12 protein-coding genes are annotated in these 16427 nt (G+C 65.7%); 6 read left to right on the top strand and 6 right to left on the bottom strand.

What is annotated here, in order from left to right; translation table 11 throughout:
- Window positions 1–12: 12 nt before the first annotated feature.
- Window positions 13–4062: a phosphoribosylformylglycinamidine synthase gene (purL, locus tag ACNPP0_RS06335; RefSeq protein ID WP_448705320.1), complete on the bottom strand. Its 4050-nt coding sequence runs from the start codon at window positions 4060–4062 to the stop codon at window positions 13–15.
- A gap of 362 nt (window positions 4063–4424) precedes the next feature.
- On the opposite strand from purL, the gene ACNPP0_RS06330 reads away from it, so the two are divergent.
- From ACNPP0_RS06330 to ACNPP0_RS06320, 3 genes are all read left to right on the top strand, one after another.
- Window positions 4425–4958, top strand: coding sequence for a TRAP transporter small permease (locus ACNPP0_RS06330; protein ID WP_448705319.1), 534 nt, complete (start codon window positions 4425–4427; stop codon window positions 4956–4958).
- Window positions 4955–6253, top strand: coding sequence for a TRAP transporter large permease (locus ACNPP0_RS06325; protein WP_332608526.1), 1299 nt, complete (start codon window positions 4955–4957; stop codon window positions 6251–6253). The genes ACNPP0_RS06330 and ACNPP0_RS06325 overlap by 4 nt, the downstream gene beginning before the upstream one ends.
- A gap of 64 nt (window positions 6254–6317) precedes the next feature.
- A complete protein-coding gene (locus tag ACNPP0_RS06320; protein WP_448705318.1) occupies window positions 6318–7346 on the top strand; it encodes a DctP family TRAP transporter solute-binding subunit in 1029 nt (342 codons plus the stop codon).
- A 243-nt stretch (window positions 7347–7589) separates the two neighbouring features.
- Here ACNPP0_RS06320 and greB read toward each other — a convergent pair whose 3' ends face one another.
- The 3 genes from greB to ACNPP0_RS06305 form a co-directional block, all read right to left on the bottom strand.
- Window positions 7590–8138 carry a transcription elongation factor GreB gene (gene greB, locus ACNPP0_RS06315; protein ID WP_046806947.1) on the bottom strand — a complete coding sequence of 183 codons (549 nt, stop codon included), beginning with the start codon at window positions 8136–8138 and terminating at the stop codon, window positions 7590–7592.
- 81 nt (window positions 8139–8219) lie between these two features.
- Window positions 8220–9065, bottom strand: a complete 846-nt coding sequence (locus tag ACNPP0_RS06310) for a 3',5'-nucleoside bisphosphate phosphatase (RefSeq protein WP_332608528.1) — start codon at window positions 9063–9065, stop codon at window positions 8220–8222.
- A gap of 70 nt (window positions 9066–9135) precedes the next feature.
- Window positions 9136–10071 (bottom strand): alpha/beta fold hydrolase, encoded by a 936-nt coding sequence (locus ACNPP0_RS06305; protein ID WP_219990366.1) that lies wholly within the window; start codon window positions 10069–10071, stop codon window positions 9136–9138.
- Between the two features lie 330 nt (window positions 10072–10401).
- Here ACNPP0_RS06305 and cfa point away from each other — a divergent pair, with 330 nt between their 5' ends.
- Complete coding sequence (gene cfa / locus ACNPP0_RS06300; RefSeq protein WP_448705317.1) at window positions 10402–11589, top strand: cyclopropane fatty acyl phospholipid synthase; 1188 nt, start codon at window positions 10402–10404, stop codon at window positions 11587–11589.
- Between the two features lie 19 nt (window positions 11590–11608).
- Here cfa and ACNPP0_RS06295 read toward each other — a convergent pair whose 3' ends face one another.
- Entirely contained in the window at window positions 11609–13267 is a 1659-nt protein-coding gene (locus ACNPP0_RS06295; RefSeq protein ID WP_448705316.1) for a GMC family oxidoreductase, read from the bottom strand.
- A 187-nt stretch (window positions 13268–13454) separates the two neighbouring features.
- Here ACNPP0_RS06295 and ACNPP0_RS06290 point away from each other — a divergent pair, with 187 nt between their 5' ends.
- A complete protein-coding gene (locus tag ACNPP0_RS06290) occupies window positions 13455–14342 on the top strand; it encodes a LysR family transcriptional regulator (RefSeq protein WP_448705315.1) in 888 nt (295 codons plus the stop codon).
- Between the two features lie 89 nt (window positions 14343–14431).
- Here ACNPP0_RS06290 and ACNPP0_RS06285 read toward each other — a convergent pair whose 3' ends face one another.
- Window positions 14432–15595 carry an NAD(P)/FAD-dependent oxidoreductase gene (locus ACNPP0_RS06285; RefSeq protein WP_332608532.1) on the bottom strand — a complete coding sequence of 388 codons (1164 nt, stop codon included), beginning with the start codon at window positions 15593–15595 and terminating at the stop codon, window positions 14432–14434.
- 151 nt (window positions 15596–15746) lie between these two features.
- Here ACNPP0_RS06285 and ACNPP0_RS06280 point away from each other — a divergent pair, with 151 nt between their 5' ends.
- Entirely contained in the window at window positions 15747–16382 is a 636-nt protein-coding gene (locus ACNPP0_RS06280; protein WP_448705314.1) for a helix-turn-helix domain-containing protein, read from the top strand.
- The last annotated feature ends 45 nt before the right edge of the window (window positions 16383–16427 follow it).

Raw genomic sequence — 16427 nt, 5'->3', positions numbered from 1 at the left:
CCCCGCCCCGGCTTACTTCAGCCAGACGCGCGCATTACGGAAGATGCGCATCCATGGGCTGTACGTACCGCCCTGATCAGCATTGCCCCATTTCTCGGGCGCCCACGACATCATGACGTTGCGGGTCACGCGTTCCGGGTGCGGCATCATCACCGTGAAGCGGCCATCAGCCGTGGTGACGGAAGTCAGGCCGCCGGGGCTGCCGTTCGGGTTGAACGGGTAGGCTTCGGTAGCGAGTCCACGGTTGTCGATGTAGCGCGCGGCGGTCAGCACACGGCTGGCATCGCCCTGCTGCGAGAAGTCGGCAAAGCCTTCGCCGTGCGCAACCGCGACAGGAATGCGCGCGCCTTCCATGCCGGCAAAGAAGATGGACGGCGACTTGGCCAGTTCCACCATCGACAGGCGTGCTTCGTACTTTTCCGACTGGTTGCGCGTGAAGCGCGGCCAGTGCTCGGCGCCCGGAATCATCGGGGCCAACGCCGCCATCATCTGGCAGCCGTTGCACACGCCCAGCGCAAACGTATCCGGACGCGCGAAGTACGCGGCGAACTGATCCGACAACTGGCTGTTGAAGCGGATGGTGCGCGCCCAGCCTTCGCCGGCGCCCAGCACGTCGCCGTAGCTGAAACCGCCCACGGCCACCAGGCCTTGCATCTGCGCCAGGTCCACGCGGCCGGCCAGCAGGTCGGTCATGTGGACGTCGATGGCTTCGAAGCCCGAGGTGTCGAACGCCCAGGCCATTTCCACCTGGCTGTTGCAACCCTGCTCGCGCAGGATGGCCACGCGCGGACGCTTGCCGGTATTGATGAAGGGCGCGGCGATGTCTTCTTGCGGGTCGAACGACACGTTCGGGCTCATGCCGGGGTCGGTCGTATCGTTCCAGACGTCCAGCTCGGCTTGCGCGCAAGCCGGGTTGTCGCGGCGGGCCATGATGCGGTAGGACACTTCGCTCCAGGCGCGGCCCAGCTCGGCACGCGGCTGGCCCCAGACCTTCTTGCCGTCGCGGTAGAACTCGACTTCGTCGGCGCCGTTCAGGCCGCCGATGACGTGCGAGTGGGCCGACAGGCCCGCGCCGCGCAGCACTTGCATGACCGCATCGCGTTGTGCGGCGGGCACCTGGATGACGGCGCCGGCTTCTTCCGAGAACAGCGCCTTCAGCGTCAGTTCTTCGCGTTGCACCTTCACCTGGTCGGGGCGAATCTTGTAGTCGCCCCAATCCGCCGATTGCGGATCGAACGTCAGCATGTCCAGGTTCACGGAAATACCGGTGCGGCCGGCGAAGGCCATTTCGGTCAGCGTGGCGAACAGGCCGCCGTCGGAACGGTCGTGGTAGGCCAGGATGGTGCCGGCTTCGGCCAGCGTGCGGATGGTGATGAAGAACGCACGCAGGTCCTGCGGCGCGTCGATGTCCGGCACGGTTTCACCGATCTGGTTGTACGTCTGCGCCAGGATCGATCCGCCCATGCGGTGACGGCCACGGCCCAGGTCGATCAGGATCAGCACGCTGTCACCGGCATCGGTACGCAGCTGCGGGGTGAGGCTGGCGCGCACGTCGGCAACGGGCGCAAACGCCGTGACCACCAGCGACACCGGCGCCACCACCTGGCGCTGCTCGCCGTCCTGTTCCCAGGACGTTTTCATGGACAGGGAATCCTTGCCCACGGGGATGGACAGGCCGGTGGCCTGGCACAGTTCGCTGACGGCGGACACGGTGTCATACAGCGCGGCGTCCTGGCCGTCCACGCCGCAAGCGGCCATCCAGTTGGCGGACAGCTTGATGTCTTCCAGGCGCGCCACGTCGGCGGCGGCCAGGTTGGTCAGGGCTTCGGCAACCGCCATGCGGCCGGACGCCGGGGCGTCCAGCATGGCGATGGGGGTGCGTTCGCCCATCGACATGGCTTCGCCACGGAAGCCTTCGTAATCGGCCAGCGTCACGGCGCAGTCAGCCACCGGCACTTGCCACGGGCCGACCATCTGGTCACGGCTGGACAGCCCGCCCACGGTGCGATCGCCAATGGTGATCAGGAAGGACTTGTTGGCAACGGTGGGGTGGCGCAGCACGCGGTAGGCCGCTTCGGTCAGGTCGATGCCGGCCAGATCCAGCGGCGCGGACACGCCCGGCAGGCGGCGCACGTCGCGCGTCATGCGCGGCGGCTTGCCCAGGATGACGTCAATCGGCACGTCCACGGGGCGCACTTCGGCTTCGCCTTGCGGGCGGATCGTGTCCAGGCCGGGCAGGCCTTCGCCGTCCACCACGCGCAGCTGGCGTTCTTCAGTGGCCACGCCCACCACCGCGTACGGGCAGCGTTCGCGGCGGGCGATGGCGTCAAAGCGTTCCAGGTCTTTCGGCAAGATCGACAGGACGTAGCGTTCCTGGGATTCGTTGCTCCAGACTTCGGCGGGCGACAGGCCTGATTCTTCCAGCGGCACGCGCTTCAAGTCGAAGATGGCACCACGGCCGGCGTCGTTGACCAATTCCGGGAAGGCATTGGACAAGCCGCCCGCGCCCACGTCGTGGATGGCGATGATGGGGTTGTTTTCGGCCTGCTGCCAGCAGCGGTCGATGACTTCCTGCGCGCGACGTTCGATTTCCGGGTTGCCGCGCTGGACGGAATCAAAGTCCAGTTCGGCCGAGTTGCTGCCCATGCTGATGCTGGACGCGGCGCCGCCGCCCATGCCGATACGGAAGCCCGGGCCGCCCAGCTGAATCAGCAGCGCGCCGGGGGGAATCACGTCTTTGTGGGTCAGGCCGGCATCGATGCTGCCCAGGCCGCCCGCGATCATGATGGGCTTGTGATAGCCCCAGCGCGTGCCGCCCGCCGTCTGCTCGAACGAGCGGAAATAGCCCAGCAGGTTCGGGCGGCCGAATTCGTTGTTGAACGCGGCGCCGCCGATGGGGCCGTCGATCATGATGGACAAGGGCGAGGCGATGCGCTCGGGCAGGCCGTGGTGGTCGGCTTCCCAGGGTTGCAGCGCGTCGTCGAAACGCAGGTGCGACACGGTAAAGCCGGTCAGCCCGGCCTTGGGCTTGGAGCCCCGGCCGGTGGCGCCTTCGTCGCGGATCTCGCCGCCCGCGCCGGTGGATGCGCCCGGGAACGGGGCAATCGCGGTCGGGTGGTTGTGCGTTTCCACCTTCATCAAGGTGTGCACGGTGGTGTCGCGGCGGATGTACCTGGCGCCGTCAGCGCCCTGCCCCGTGACGCCGGGCACGCCGGCCTGGAAGCGCTGCGCGGGGCCGCCTTCCATGATGGCGGCGTTGTCCGAATACGCCACGACCGTGCCTTCCGGCTGCGCCTTGTGCGTGGCGCGGATCATGCCGAACAGCGTGTTCGGTTGCGACTGGCCGTCGATGACCCATTCGGCGTTGAAGATCTTGTGGCGGCAGTGTTCGCTGTTGGCCTGCGCGAACATCATGAGTTCCACGTCGGTGGGGTCGCGCCCCAGGTCGGTGAAGGACTTGGCCAGGTATTCGATTTCGTCTTCCGACAGGGCCAGGCCCAAGGACACGTTGGCTTCGGCCAGCGCCTTGACGCCATCAGCCTGCACGCCCACCGTGCGCATCGGCTTGCCGGCCAGCGTCTGGAACAGCGCCTGGCCGTCGAAGTTGGCGTCGACCACGGTTTCGGTCATGCGGTCGTGCAGGCAGTCGGCCGCGCGCGCCAGCATGGCGTCGTCAAACGACTTGGTGCCAAGCAGGCCGCGTTCGGGGGTGATGACATAGCGCACGCCGCGTTCAATGCGGTGCACCGACGACAGGCCGCAATTGTGGGCGATATCGGTGGCCTTGCTGGCCCACGGGGAAATGGTGCCCAGGCGCGGAATGACCAGCAGCGACAGGCTCTTGGCCGGGGCGTCGGCTGTGCTGGGGGTGCCGTAATCCAGCAGTTGGGTCAGGTGTTGCTGCTGTTCGGCCGTCAAGGCGGCGTCGGTGCTGACGAAGTGCTCGTAGCGAGCGGAGATGTCGGCCACCGGCAGGCCGGCTTCCTTCAATTGCGCCAACAGGCGATCGCGACGAAAGGAGGACAGGACGGAGGAACCAGGCAGATGCTGAACTAGGGACACGATGCGGGCGCCGTATAAGGATGGGTGCAAAAAGTGATTTTACCTGTTTAGGGGGTTTTCCCGGAGCTGTTGTTCAAGAAGCTTGCCAAGCGGACATTTCGCCCGATGTTACAAAAGAATTCCGACGTCTTGGCACAAAAATGGTGCATGGCAATATCGCGATAAAGCCTGCTTGTCATCGCGCCTTATCGATGGCGATACGCGGCGCGCGGGCGCAAGTGGTGGCCGGCTCTGACGCAACGCAGCATGTTGTTGCGGCCCCGCACCACGGGAAAACACGAAGACCGGCGCCCGCGGGCCGACGGTAGGATGCAGCGACCCCATGACTAGAACGCGCCAAGCGCCCTGCCGTCGCCGCACCCATGTCCCGCCCTGAAGCCCCCGCCGAACCCGTCGAACCGATCATCCCCGTTGAATCCGATCCCGCCGTCAAGGTGCCGCTTGCCATCGAAGACTGGCTGGCCGTCATCCTGCTGGCCACGCTGGCGCTGATCACCTTCGCCAATGTGCTGGTGCGCTACTTCACCGACCAGTCATTCGCGTGGACAGAGGAAATCTCGGTGTTCCTGTTGATCGTGCTGACCATGGCGGGCGGCAGCGTGGCGTTCGTGCGCAACCATCACATCCGCATTGAAATCCTGGCGGACAGCGGCTCGCCCCGGCGCCAGCGCATCATGGCGCTGATTTCCAACGGCTGCGTGCTGGCCTTTTTCGTGCTGCTGACGGTGCTGTCGGTCAAGCTGGTGTCCGACGAATTCATCTACGAAGAAACATCGCCAGCCATCGGCGTGCCCACCTGGTGGTATTCGATCTGGCTGCCCGTGATGGCCGCGGCGATATCGTTGCGCACGCTGGGCACCCTGCGCCGCATTGCCCGGGGCGCCGACACGAAATGATCGCCACCCTGCTGTTCGTTGTCTTCATTGTGCTGATGCTGATCGGCGTGCCCGTGGGCGTGGCGCTGGGCATCGGCGGCACCGTCGCCATCGTGCTGTCCAACCTGGACACGCCCTGGTATGGCCTGCTGACCGTGCCCCAGAACTTCTACGCCGGGCTGGCCAAATACCCGCTGCTGGCCATCCCCATGTTCGTGCTGGTCGGGTCCATCTTCGACCGTTCGGGCGTGGCCAAGCGGCTGGTGGACTTTGCGATTGCCATCGTGGGCCGGGGCCCGGGCATGCTGCCGCTGGTGTCGATTGCGGTGGCCATGTTCCTGGGCGGCATTTCGGGTTCAGGCCCGGCGTGCGCGGCGGCGGTGGGCGCGGTGATGATTACGGCCATGTCGCGCGCCGGCTACCCGGGCTCGTTCTCGGCGGCGGTGGTGGCCGCCGGGGCCGCCACCGACATCCTGATTCCGCCGTCCGTCGCCTTCATCATCTATTCCGTGCTGGTGCCCGGCGCGTCGGTGCCGGCCCTGTTCGCGGCGGGCATGATTCCCGGCATTCTGGCCGGTTTCGCGCTAATCATTCCGGCCGTCTGGCTGTCGCGCAAATACAAGATGGGCGCGCTGGAAGCACACTTGCCGCGCCCGCCGTTCTGGGCCAGCCTGCGTGAAGCGTCATGGGGCCTGGCCGCGCCGGTGCTGATTTTGGGCGGCATGCGCCTGGGCTGGTTCACGCCCACCGAGGCGGCGGTCGTGGCGGTGTTCTACGGCTTGTTCGTGGGCGGCTTCATCCACCGCACCATCAAGCTGCGCGACCTGTACACCATCTTGCGCGAGGCGGCCGAGCTGTCTGCCGTGATCATGCTGGTGGTGACGCTGGCCGGCATCTTTGCGTGGGCCTTGTCCACGCTTAGCGTGATCGACCCGATCACCAACGCCATCGTCAATTCCGGCTTGGGCGAATGGGGCGTGCTGTCATTGCTGATCTTGCTGCTGATGACGGTGGGCATGTTCCTGGACGGCATTTCCATCTTCCTGATCTTCGTGCCGTTGCTGATGCCGATTGCCAACGCTTACGGCTGGGACCCGGTGTGGTTCGGCGTGATCCTGACCTTGAAGGTGGCGCTGGGCCAGTTCACCCCGCCGCTTGCCGTGAACCTGATGGTGTCGTGCCGCATTGCGCGCGTGCCGATGGAGTCCACGGTGCGCTGGGTGGTGTGGCTATTGGGCGCGATGTTCCTGGTGCTGGTGGCGGTGCTGGTGTTTCCGCAACTGGCGCTGTGGTTGCCGAAAAAGCTGGGCTATTGAAGAGCAGGTTGCAGCACAACGATCAACAAACAACAAACACACTCGCAAAGAGAGGAGACACCCCATGAAATTACGCAACCTGATCGGCGCCGCGCTGTGCGCCGCCGCCGTGGTCGGCATAACGCCGGCGCACGCGCAGAACTACAAGCCCGAATACAAGCTGTCCATCGTGGTGGGCACAACCTTCCCGTGGGGCCAGGGCGCCGAGATCTGGTCCAAGCTGGTGCGCGAGCGCACCGATGGCCGCATCAACATCAAGGTGTACCCGGGCACGTCGCTGGTTCAGGGCGACCAGACGCGCGAATTCACCGCCATCCGCCAGGGCGTGATCGACATGGCCGTGGGCTCCACTATCAACTGGTCGCCGCAGGTCAAGCAGCTGAACCTGTTCTCGCTGCCCTTCCTGATGCCCGACTACGCCGCCATCGACGCGCTGGTGCAAGGCGACGTGGGCCGCGAGATGTTCAAGCTGATTGAAAAGGCCGGGGTCGTGCCGCTGGCCTGGGGCGAAAACGGCTACCGCCAGCTCAGCAATTCCAAGCGCGACATCAAGAAGCCGGAAGACATGAAGGGCATGAAGCTGCGCGTGGTGGGTTCGCCGCTGTACATCGACACGTTCACCGCGCTGGGCGCCAACCCCACCCAGATGAGCTGGGCCGACGCGCAGCCGGCGCTGGCCAGCGGCGCGGTCGATGGGCAGGAAAATCCGCTGTCGATCTACACGGGTTCCAAGCTGTACACGGTGGGCCAGAAGTACCTGACGCTGTGGAACTACGTGGCGGATCCGTTGATTTTCGTGGTGAACCGCGAAGTGTGGAATTCGTGGTCGGAAAAGGACCGCGACATCGTGCGCCAGGCCGCGCTGGACGCCGGCAAGCAGCAGATCGTGATCGCGCGCAAGGGCGTCACGCCGGAAGACCCGTCGCTCCTGAAGGAAATTGAAGGCCACGGCGTGACCGTGACGTCCTTGTCCAAGGCCGAACACGACGCCTTCGCCAAGGTCACGCAACCCGTGTACGACAAGTGGAAGAAACAGATCGGCGAAGACCTGGTCAACATGGCCGAAAAGTCCATTGCCGCGCGCAAGAAGTAAGGCCGGCTCGGTGAACGCCAACGCCAACGCCGACACCTACGCATCGATTTAAGCAGCAAGCCCCAGGGGAACGACGGCGCAAGCCGCCAAACCGAGGCAGGGACGTCAGAGCCCTCCCAACCAAACAGGCGCCAGTCAAAAGCTGGCGCCTGTTTCCTTTCTGACGCAGGGCGATGGCAATTTCCGCGCGCACCGTTTGCCTTGCCGCGCTTAGCGCCTACGGGTAGCGCCTACGGGTAGCGCCTACGGGTAGCGCACTTCCAGAATATCCAGTTCTTCGATGCCACCGGGCGTGCGCAGCACCACCGTGTCCCCTTCCCTGGCCTTGATCAGCGCGCGCGCCACCGGCGAAATCCAGCTGATCTTGCCGGCCAGCGGCTCGGCCTCGTCCACACCCACGATGGTGACGGTGTGGTCTTCGCCGGCCTTGTCGCTATACAGCACCGTGGCGCCGAAGAAGACCTGGTCGCGGTTGGGCTGCAAGGCCGGGTCGACCACTTCGGCGATGTCCAGCCGCTTGGTCAAAAAGCGCATGCGGCGGTCGATTTCGCGCAGTCGCTTCTTGCCGTAGAGATAGTCGCCGTTTTCAGAGCGGTCGCCGTTGGACGCTGCCCACGACACCACTTGCACCACCGACGGACGCTCGACGTTCATCAGGTGCGTCAGTTCGGCGCGCAGGCGTTCGTAGCCCTCGGGGGTCATGTAGTTCTTGGTGCCCACGGGCAAAGCCTGGGCTTGCGGCAGGTCGTCGTCGTCCTCGTTATCGGACTCTTTAACAAAGGCTTTATTCATGGCGATGCTCAAGCACTGGCGCCGTGATGGCGCAATCACATTAGTGGGGGCTGGCAGACGAGGCGGCGTGGGCCGCCCGCGTCAAAACCAATCGTGCCAGACCGGCTTCAGGTCGGACGGCAGCGACGGCAGGCGGCCAAGGTCGATCCGGCTTTCCTTGGGGCTGTGGAAGTCAGACCCGCGCGATGCCAGGAAGCCGTATCGGCGCGCGACCTCGGCATACTGGCGCGCTTCTTCGACGGTGTGGCTGCCGGTGGTGACTTCGATGCCCTCGCCGCCCAACTGCAAGAATTCGTCGAACAGCGCGGCGAATTGCAGCGGCGTGTACTTATAGCGGCCCGGGTGCGCAATGACCGCGCGTCCGCCCGCGCCGCGGATCCAGCCCACGGCTTCGGCCAGCGTGGCCCATTGCATGGGCACATGGCCGGGGCGGTCGTCGCCCAGGTGCTTGGTGAATACGGTTTGCACGTCCGGGCAGTAGCCCGCTTCAACCAGGTAGCGCGCAAAGTGGGTGCGGCTGATCAGTTCGGGGTTGCCGGCGAATGGCAGCGCGCCTTCGTAAGCGCCCGGCATGCCCATGTCGGCCAGCCTGTCGCCGATGCGCTTGGCGCGTTCGGCGCGGCCCGAGCGGGTCTGGCGCAGTCCGGCGATCAGGTCGGCGTTGTTCGGGTCGAACTGCAAGCCCACGATGTGCACCGTCAGCCCCGCCCACGTGACCGAAATTTCAACGCCGGTGGAAAACCGCATGCCCAGGTCCTGGGCCGCCCTGGCGGCTTCGGCCAGCCCGCCTACCTCGTCGTGATCCGTCAACGCCCAGACGTCGACGCCGTTGGCGTGCGCGCGCTGCGCCACGTCGCAAGGCGCCAGCGCGCCGTCGGACACGGTGGAATGGCAGTGCAGATCGATGTTCAGGGTGGGCGATGTCATCGGGCTATTGTAGAGAAGGCCCGGCGCGCTGAATAGCGCCGTGCCGTCCCCGTAATCGCACGGCGGACGTTCAAGCCAGAAGGAACGCCGCCACCGGCTCTACCTGGCTATCGGCGATCAAGGTGGGCGCGTGCCCCACGCCCGGCACTTCCAGCGCCTGTGCGCGCGGATTGCGTTTCAGCATTTCGTCAACCGTGGCACGGGTCAGCAGATCGGATTTTTCACCCCGCACGATCAGGATCGGGCACGGCGTGGCGTCATACGAGCGCCAAAGGATCTGTTCGCCGGCGGCCAATTCGTCAGGCGTTTGCGCGGCCAGCGCCTGGGCCAGCGCCAAGTCGTAGTGCTTGACCCATTTGCCACCGAACTCCGGGTAAAGGAACCGGGCCAGCTCGGTCCATTGCGCGTCGGTGTGCGGGCCGAAGGTTTCGGAATTGGCGCGCATGGTGGCCACCGCTTCTTCAAACGTGGCGAATTCGCCCGGCTGACCGACGTATTGGCCGATACGCGACAAGGCGCCCGTTTCCAGGCGCGGGCCCACATCGTTCAATACCAGCTTGTCCAGCTGGATGCCCTGGCCGGGCGGCAGCATGCCCGCGTGCGGCCGCATCGCCTGCATGGCGCCGGCGAAGACGGCGGCGCCCGACAATGCCAACCCGATCAAGCCGCCCATCGACGTGCCCACCCAGGCCAGCCGGGCCGGCGCCAGCCGCGCAAGCAGCGTGACCATGTCGGACACGTACTGCGGCACGGTGTAGAAGGCGGGGTTGGCCAGCCAGTCCGACCGGCCACGGCCCACCACGTCGGGGCACACGACGCGGTAGCGTGACGCCAGGCGGCGGGCCAGCACGTCAAAATCCCGGCCGCTACGCGTCAGGCCGTGCACGCAGACCAGCACCTGGTCATTGGCGGGGTCGCCCCATTCCCAATAGGCCATCCGGTGCAAGCCCGCCGGGCTGGCGCAGGTGACGAATTCCAAACGGGGTTGCAGGCTGGCGTCCACCATGTAAAGGCTCCACGTATCGAACGAATCGGCGCGCGCCGAAACGGCGGTTCACCAAGGCGCACTAGTGTAATCGCGCCAAGCGGACAAACGCACGACAGTTGCGCCGCCGCCCACTCGGGATTCGACCGGGTGCCGCACGCTGGACACTGCGCCCGCGCCTCGCTACGATCACCCCATTCTCATTGGTGCCCCCCGGTTTTCACGGCACGGAGTGCCGTTGGCTATCAAGCCGATCCATTCATTCAATTGGAACCGGCCGCCCGTTGGGGCCAGAGTTATGAGCTTCAGGCATTGCCAGATCAGTCATCCCAAAATTGATATGGAGTCCGTATGCAGCAAAGCAGTCCTGTCTCTCCGCTGACCGCCGACCATACTTCGCCCGACGTCAGCCCCCCGCCCCCCGAACCCCCCAAAGTGCTTCAAGACGTGTTGTCCCGCGCCGACGTGCAGATCAACGGCACGCGCCCGTGGGACATCCAGGTACATGACAAACATATGTACGAACGCGTCTTCGCCAGCTGGTCGCTGGGGCTGGGCGAATCCTATATGGATGGCGAATGGGACTGCGAACGGCTCGACGAGCTATTCACCCGCCTGCTGCGCGCCGACATGGGCTCGGCCGCGTTAGGCGTCGCGCGCATCAAGCTGATTGCCGAACACCTGCGGCACAAGCTGTTCAACCTGCAATCCAAGCACCGCGCCTTTGAAGTGGGCGAACAGCATTACGACGCCGGCAACGACGTGTTCGAAGCCATGCTGGACAGCCGCATGATCTATTCCTGCGCCTACTGGGAAAACGCCCAGACGCTGGAAGACGCGCAACTGGCCAAGCTGGACATGATCTGCCGCAAGCTGCAATTGAAGCCCGGCGAAACGCTGCTGGATATCGGCTGCGGCTGGGGCGGGTTGGCCAAGTTCGCGGCCGAGAACTACGGCGTGTTGGTCACCGGCGTAACGGTATCGAAAGAGCAGCTGGCGCTGGCGCAGGAACGCGTCAAGGGCCTGCCGGTGCAGCTGCTGCTGCAAGACTACCGCGACCTGCAAGGCAACTTCGACAAGGTCGTATCGGTGGGCATGTTTGAACACGTGGGGCCCAAGAACTACGACACGTACTTCAGCAACGTGCAGCGCTTGATGTCGCCAGAGGGCATCTTCCTGCTGCACACCATCGGCATCGCGGCCACCAGCCAAAGCACCGACCCGTGGATCGACCGCTATGTGTTCCCGAACGGCAAGCTGCCGTCCGCGCGCGAAATCGCCAGCGCCGTCGAACACCGCTTCATTGTTGAAGACTGGCACAACTTCGGCACCGACTACGACCGCACGCTGATGGCCTGGTGGGACCGCTTTGAACGCGCCTGGCCGTCGCTGCAATCGCGTTACGGCACGCGCTTCTACCGCATGTGGAAATACTATTTGATGTGTTGCGCCGGGTTCTTCCGGTCGCGCGAAGGGCAGCTGTGGCAAGTGATCCTGACGCACCCGCAGCGCCAGGACGTGTATCGCTCGCTGCGCTGACGCGGCGCCATTCGCCTACCTAGCGCCACATGTCGGCGTCCTCGCGGATCATGTCGGCGGCGCGCTCCGCGATCATGATGGTGGGCGAATTGGTGTTGCCCGAGGTGATCAGCGGCATCACCGATGCATCGGCAATGCGCAACCCCTCCAGGCCGAACACGCGCAGGCGCGCATCCACCACCGCGCCGCTGTCCGCGTTCTTGCCCATTGCGCACGTGCCCACCGGGTGAAAGATCGTGGTGCCGATCTTGCCGGCCGCCTCGCGCAGTTGCGCGTCCGTTTGGTAGTCCGGCCCCGGCAGCCATTCTTCGGGTCGATAGCGCTGCAATGCCGGCGCGGCGGCAATGCGGCGGACCAATCGGATGGAATCGGCCGCCACCTGGACGTCGGCCTCGGTGCTGAGGTAGTTGGCGGCAATGACAGGCGCCGCCGCCCCCGGCGTGCCCGCCGCGCCCTGCGCGTGCACGCTGCCGCGCGAGGTCGGCCGCAGGTTGCAAACACTGGCCGTGAAGGCGTCGAAGGCGTGCAGCGGTTCGCCAAATGCGCCCAGCGACAAGGGTTGCACATGAAATTCCACGTTGGCGCGCGCCTGGCCCGGGTCTGACTTGGCAAACGCGCCCAGCTGCGACGGTGCCATGCTCATCGGCCCGCTACGGCGCAGCAGGTATTCCAGGCCGATACCCGCCTTGCCCAGCCACGAGCCGGCGATGCGGTTCAGCGTCTTCACGCCATTCACCTTCAGAATGACGCGCAATTGCAGATGGTCTTGCAGGTTTTCGCCCACGCCCGGCAAGGCATGGCGCAGCGCGATGCCGCTTTCGCGCAGGCGCGCGGGTTCGCCGATGCCGGACAGTTCAAGCAGATGCGGCGTGTTGACCGCGCCGGCCGCCATCACCACCTCGCGCCGCGCGCGCACGGTAATAAGGCGCGGCTCGCCCTTGCCATGCCCTTTGCCCTGCCCCTGACCTTGGACGCGCACCTGCACGCCCACGCAGCGCTTGCCTTCAAACACCAGCTGCTCGGCCTGCGCCCCCGTCATCACATGCAGATTGGGCCGCTTTCGAATCGGGCGCAAAAACGCCTTGGCCGTATTCCAGCGCCAGCCGCTGCGCTGGTTCACTTCAAAATAGCCGCTGCCAAAGTTGTCGCCCCGGTTGAAGTCCTGCACGCGCGGGATGCCTTCCTGTTCAGCCGCGTGGGCGAAGGCTTCCAGGATGTCCCACCGCAAGCGCTGCGCCTCGACCCGCCATTCGCCCCCCGCGCCGTGAAATTCATTGGCGCCCCGGTGGTGGTCTTCGCTGCGCTTGAACACCGGCAACACCTGGTCCCAGCCCCAGGCCGGGTCGCCCGACAGCGCGGCCCAGTCCTCGTAATCTTCACGCTGGCCGCGCATGTAGATCATGCCGTTGATGGACGAGCACCCGCCCAACACCCGGCCGCGCGGGTAGATCAGGGACCGGCCGCCCAGGCCCGGCTCTTTTACCGTGCGGTACATCCAGTCGGTGCGCGGGTTGCCGATGCAATACAGATAGCCCACCGGGATATGGATCCAGTGATAGTTGTCGCGGCCACCGGCTTCCAGCAGCAGCACGCGGGTGCCGGGCTCCTGGCTGAGCCGGTTGGCCAGCACGCAGCCGGCCGAGCCCGCGCCCACGATGACGATGTCGTATGTCTCCATAAGCTCTTCTTATCTGCTTGGCGGGGTTTGCGCCTGCCGCCACATTGAGCCGACCCGGCTTCGGCGTTGCCACGCACGCCGGGCATCTGGCGTGACTCTGGCGCAGCCGCCCGCCGCTGTCCAATGAAATGTTGAAATTCGGTTTATAAGCATCTTTAATAATGCTCATCCCATTTCGGACGGCGCCATGGACCTCAAGCATCTACGCACCTTTGCCGCCGTGGCGCGCGAAGGCAATCTGACCCGCGCGGCCGAACACCTGCACCTGACGCAACCGGCGCTAAGCCTGCAACTGAAGAACTTTCAGGAATCGCTGGACCTGACGCTGTTTGCGCGCAACGCCCAGGGGCTGGCGCCCAATGCCGACGGGCGCGCGCTGCTGCCCGCGGCGCAGCGCGTGCTGGACGCCATGGAAGACTTCCAGCGCGCCATCGGCGCCCTGCGCGATACCGTGCAAGGCGAACTGCGCATGGGCACGATTCTGGACCCGGAGTTCCTGCGGCTGGGGGCCACGCTGCAATACCTGATGGAGCACTATCCAAAAATCCGCCCCACGCTGCGCCACGGCATGTCCGGGTCGGTCGGCCGCCAAGTGCGCGCGGGCGAATTGGATGTGGGGTTTTTTCTGGGGCCGGCCGGGGCCACGGGCGGCCCACCGCTGCTGGACGTGTTGCCGCTGGCCACCTTCACCTACTACGTGGTGGCGCCCAAGGGATGGGGCGCGCAGGTGGCGGGGCGTGGATGGCAGGACATTGCCGCGCTGCCGTGGATCTGGACGCCGCCCGATTCCGTTCACCATCGCCTGCTGGCCGCCAGGTTCGATGCGCTGGGCGTTACGCCGAACGCCGTCGCGCAGGTGGATCAGGAAGCGTCGATGCTGGACTTGGTGCGCTCGGGCGTGGGGCTGTCGCTGGTGCGCGATTCCATCGCGCTGCGCGAATCCCAGGCGAACGGGCTGCTGTTGCTGTCCGGCCTGGCGATCCAGGCGGAACTGTCATTCATCACGCAAGCCACCCGCCGCGCCGATCCGCTGGTGGCGGCGGCTTTCACGGCAGTCAGGGCCGCGTTCGGGTAGTCGGTCGCAAAGCGGCCGCCCAGCCGCAACGCCGGCCGCAACTCCCGGCCGCGCCCCGGCCACAACTCCCGGCCGCACCCCCGGCCGCGCTAGCGCAGCCTGCCCGGCGCCATCAACGACGGCGCAACGCCTTCGTCCACCAGCCACGTGGGCAGCGGCTGGCGGGCGAGCAACGCCGCCGCCATCGCCGACACGCCCGCCGCCGATTGGATGCCGTAACCGCCTTGCGCCGCCAGCCAGAAAAACCCGGGCCGGTTCACGTCATAGCCCACCACCATGTCGCCGTCCGGCACGAACGAACGCAGCCCGGCCCACACATGGGACGGCCGCCGGATCGTCAGCGTGGTGGCCGATTCGATGTGATAGATGCCGGTGGCCACGTCCAGTTCTTCGGCGACCACATCGTGCGGGGCGACTGGGTCCGCGTTGGCGGGCGACCCCAGCAACTGCCCCGCGTCCGGCTTGAAGTAGAAACTTTCGTCGATGCCCACCACGGCAGGCCACGCGCTGCAATCCACGCCCTCAGGTGGCGCAAAAATGAAGGCGCTGCGCCGGCATGGCTGCAAGCCCACAGGCGCCACGCCGCAGCGCCTGGCCAGGTCATCGGCCCACGCGCCCGCCGCATTGACGACCACGCCTGCCTCCAACGTAGAGCCGTCCGTCAGGTGCAACGTCCACACACCGTCATCCGACCGCTGGCCGGATTCCACCTCGGCATTGCAATGCAGTACCGCGCCCTGCCGCCGCGCCCCTGCCAGAAAGCCCTGGTGCAGCGCATGCACATCCAGGTCGCGCGCGTCGGCTTCGAACAGGGCGCCGCCCGCCACCGCTTCGGGACGGATACACGGTACGCGCGCCATGGCGGCTGCGGCATCCAGCAACTGCACGTTGCCCGCCTGTGCCGTGGCTGCCTCATAGCCCTGCATCAGCGTGTCGCGCTGCTCGGCATCGGCGATGTACAGGCAGCCGCGTTCTTGCAGCAAAGCATGTTCGGTGAAGCCCGCCGGTGGGTTCTCGTAAAACGCACGGCTGGCGCGCGTCAGTGCCTGGATCTGCGCCGTGCCGTAGGTTTCCATGAACATCGCGGCCGAGCGGCCGGTGGAGTGGTAGCCGGGCTGCGGCTCGCGCTCCAGCAGGATGACCCGCGTCTGCCCCGGTTTTTCGGCGGTCAGCCGATACGCCAACGATGCGCCGGCAATGCCCGCGCCTACAATCACCACGTCAAATTGCCGGGCCTTCGATGCGTGTTCCACTTGCAGTCCCCACGTACGAGTCAATGTACGAGTCAATGTACGAATCAGATATTTCTCAGATTTGAGAATTCTCGAATATGACAAAATATCCGTCAACGAAAAAAACCGGCCAGCCTCGCGCTTGGCCCTGACGCCTAGGGAAAGCACCGACATGCCGCTCATCCCCCCGCCCGCCTCCGCGCCCCCTTCCGCCTCGCCCGCCAGCAATATCCTGGCCGATCGCACCAGCCTGGGCGTCCGGCTGAGGGGCTTGCGCCGGGCGCGTTCGATGACGTTGAAGGAACTATCGGCCTTGACCGGCGTGGCCTTGTCCACCCTGTCGAAGATGGAACTGGGGCAGGTGTCGATCAGCTACGCCAAGTTCGCCGCCGTGGCGCGTGCGCTGGAAGTCGATATCGCCCAATTGTTCGGGCCCGTCACCCTCGCCGAAGAAGGCCGCCCCGCGCCCTCCGCCCTGCGCAGCACCCTGGCCGAATCGCCCGGTTACATGACCGGCGCCTACGACTACAAACTGCTGGCCGGCCAGTATCCCCAGCGCAGCATGACGCCAATGTACGGCCGCATCCTGGCGCGCGACGCGTCGGAATTCGATGACTACATGCGCCATGCCGGCCAGGAATTCCTGGTGGTGCTGGAAGGCGAAATCGAAATTCGCTTTGAAAATGGGGAATCGCTGGTGTTGGCCAAGCACGACACGGCCTATTTCGACAGCGGCGTGGGGCACGTCTATTTAACGCGCAGCGCCCGGCCGGCCGAGATCATGGTGGTGATGACGCCCGGCCTCTGACAGGCACGCGGCTTGCTGCTCGCCATGCGTCACTGTACGCAGGCA

The sequence above is a fragment of the Achromobacter semiaridum genome (assembly GCF_053543755.1).
This window is presented reverse-complemented; position numbering and strand designations above follow the sequence as displayed.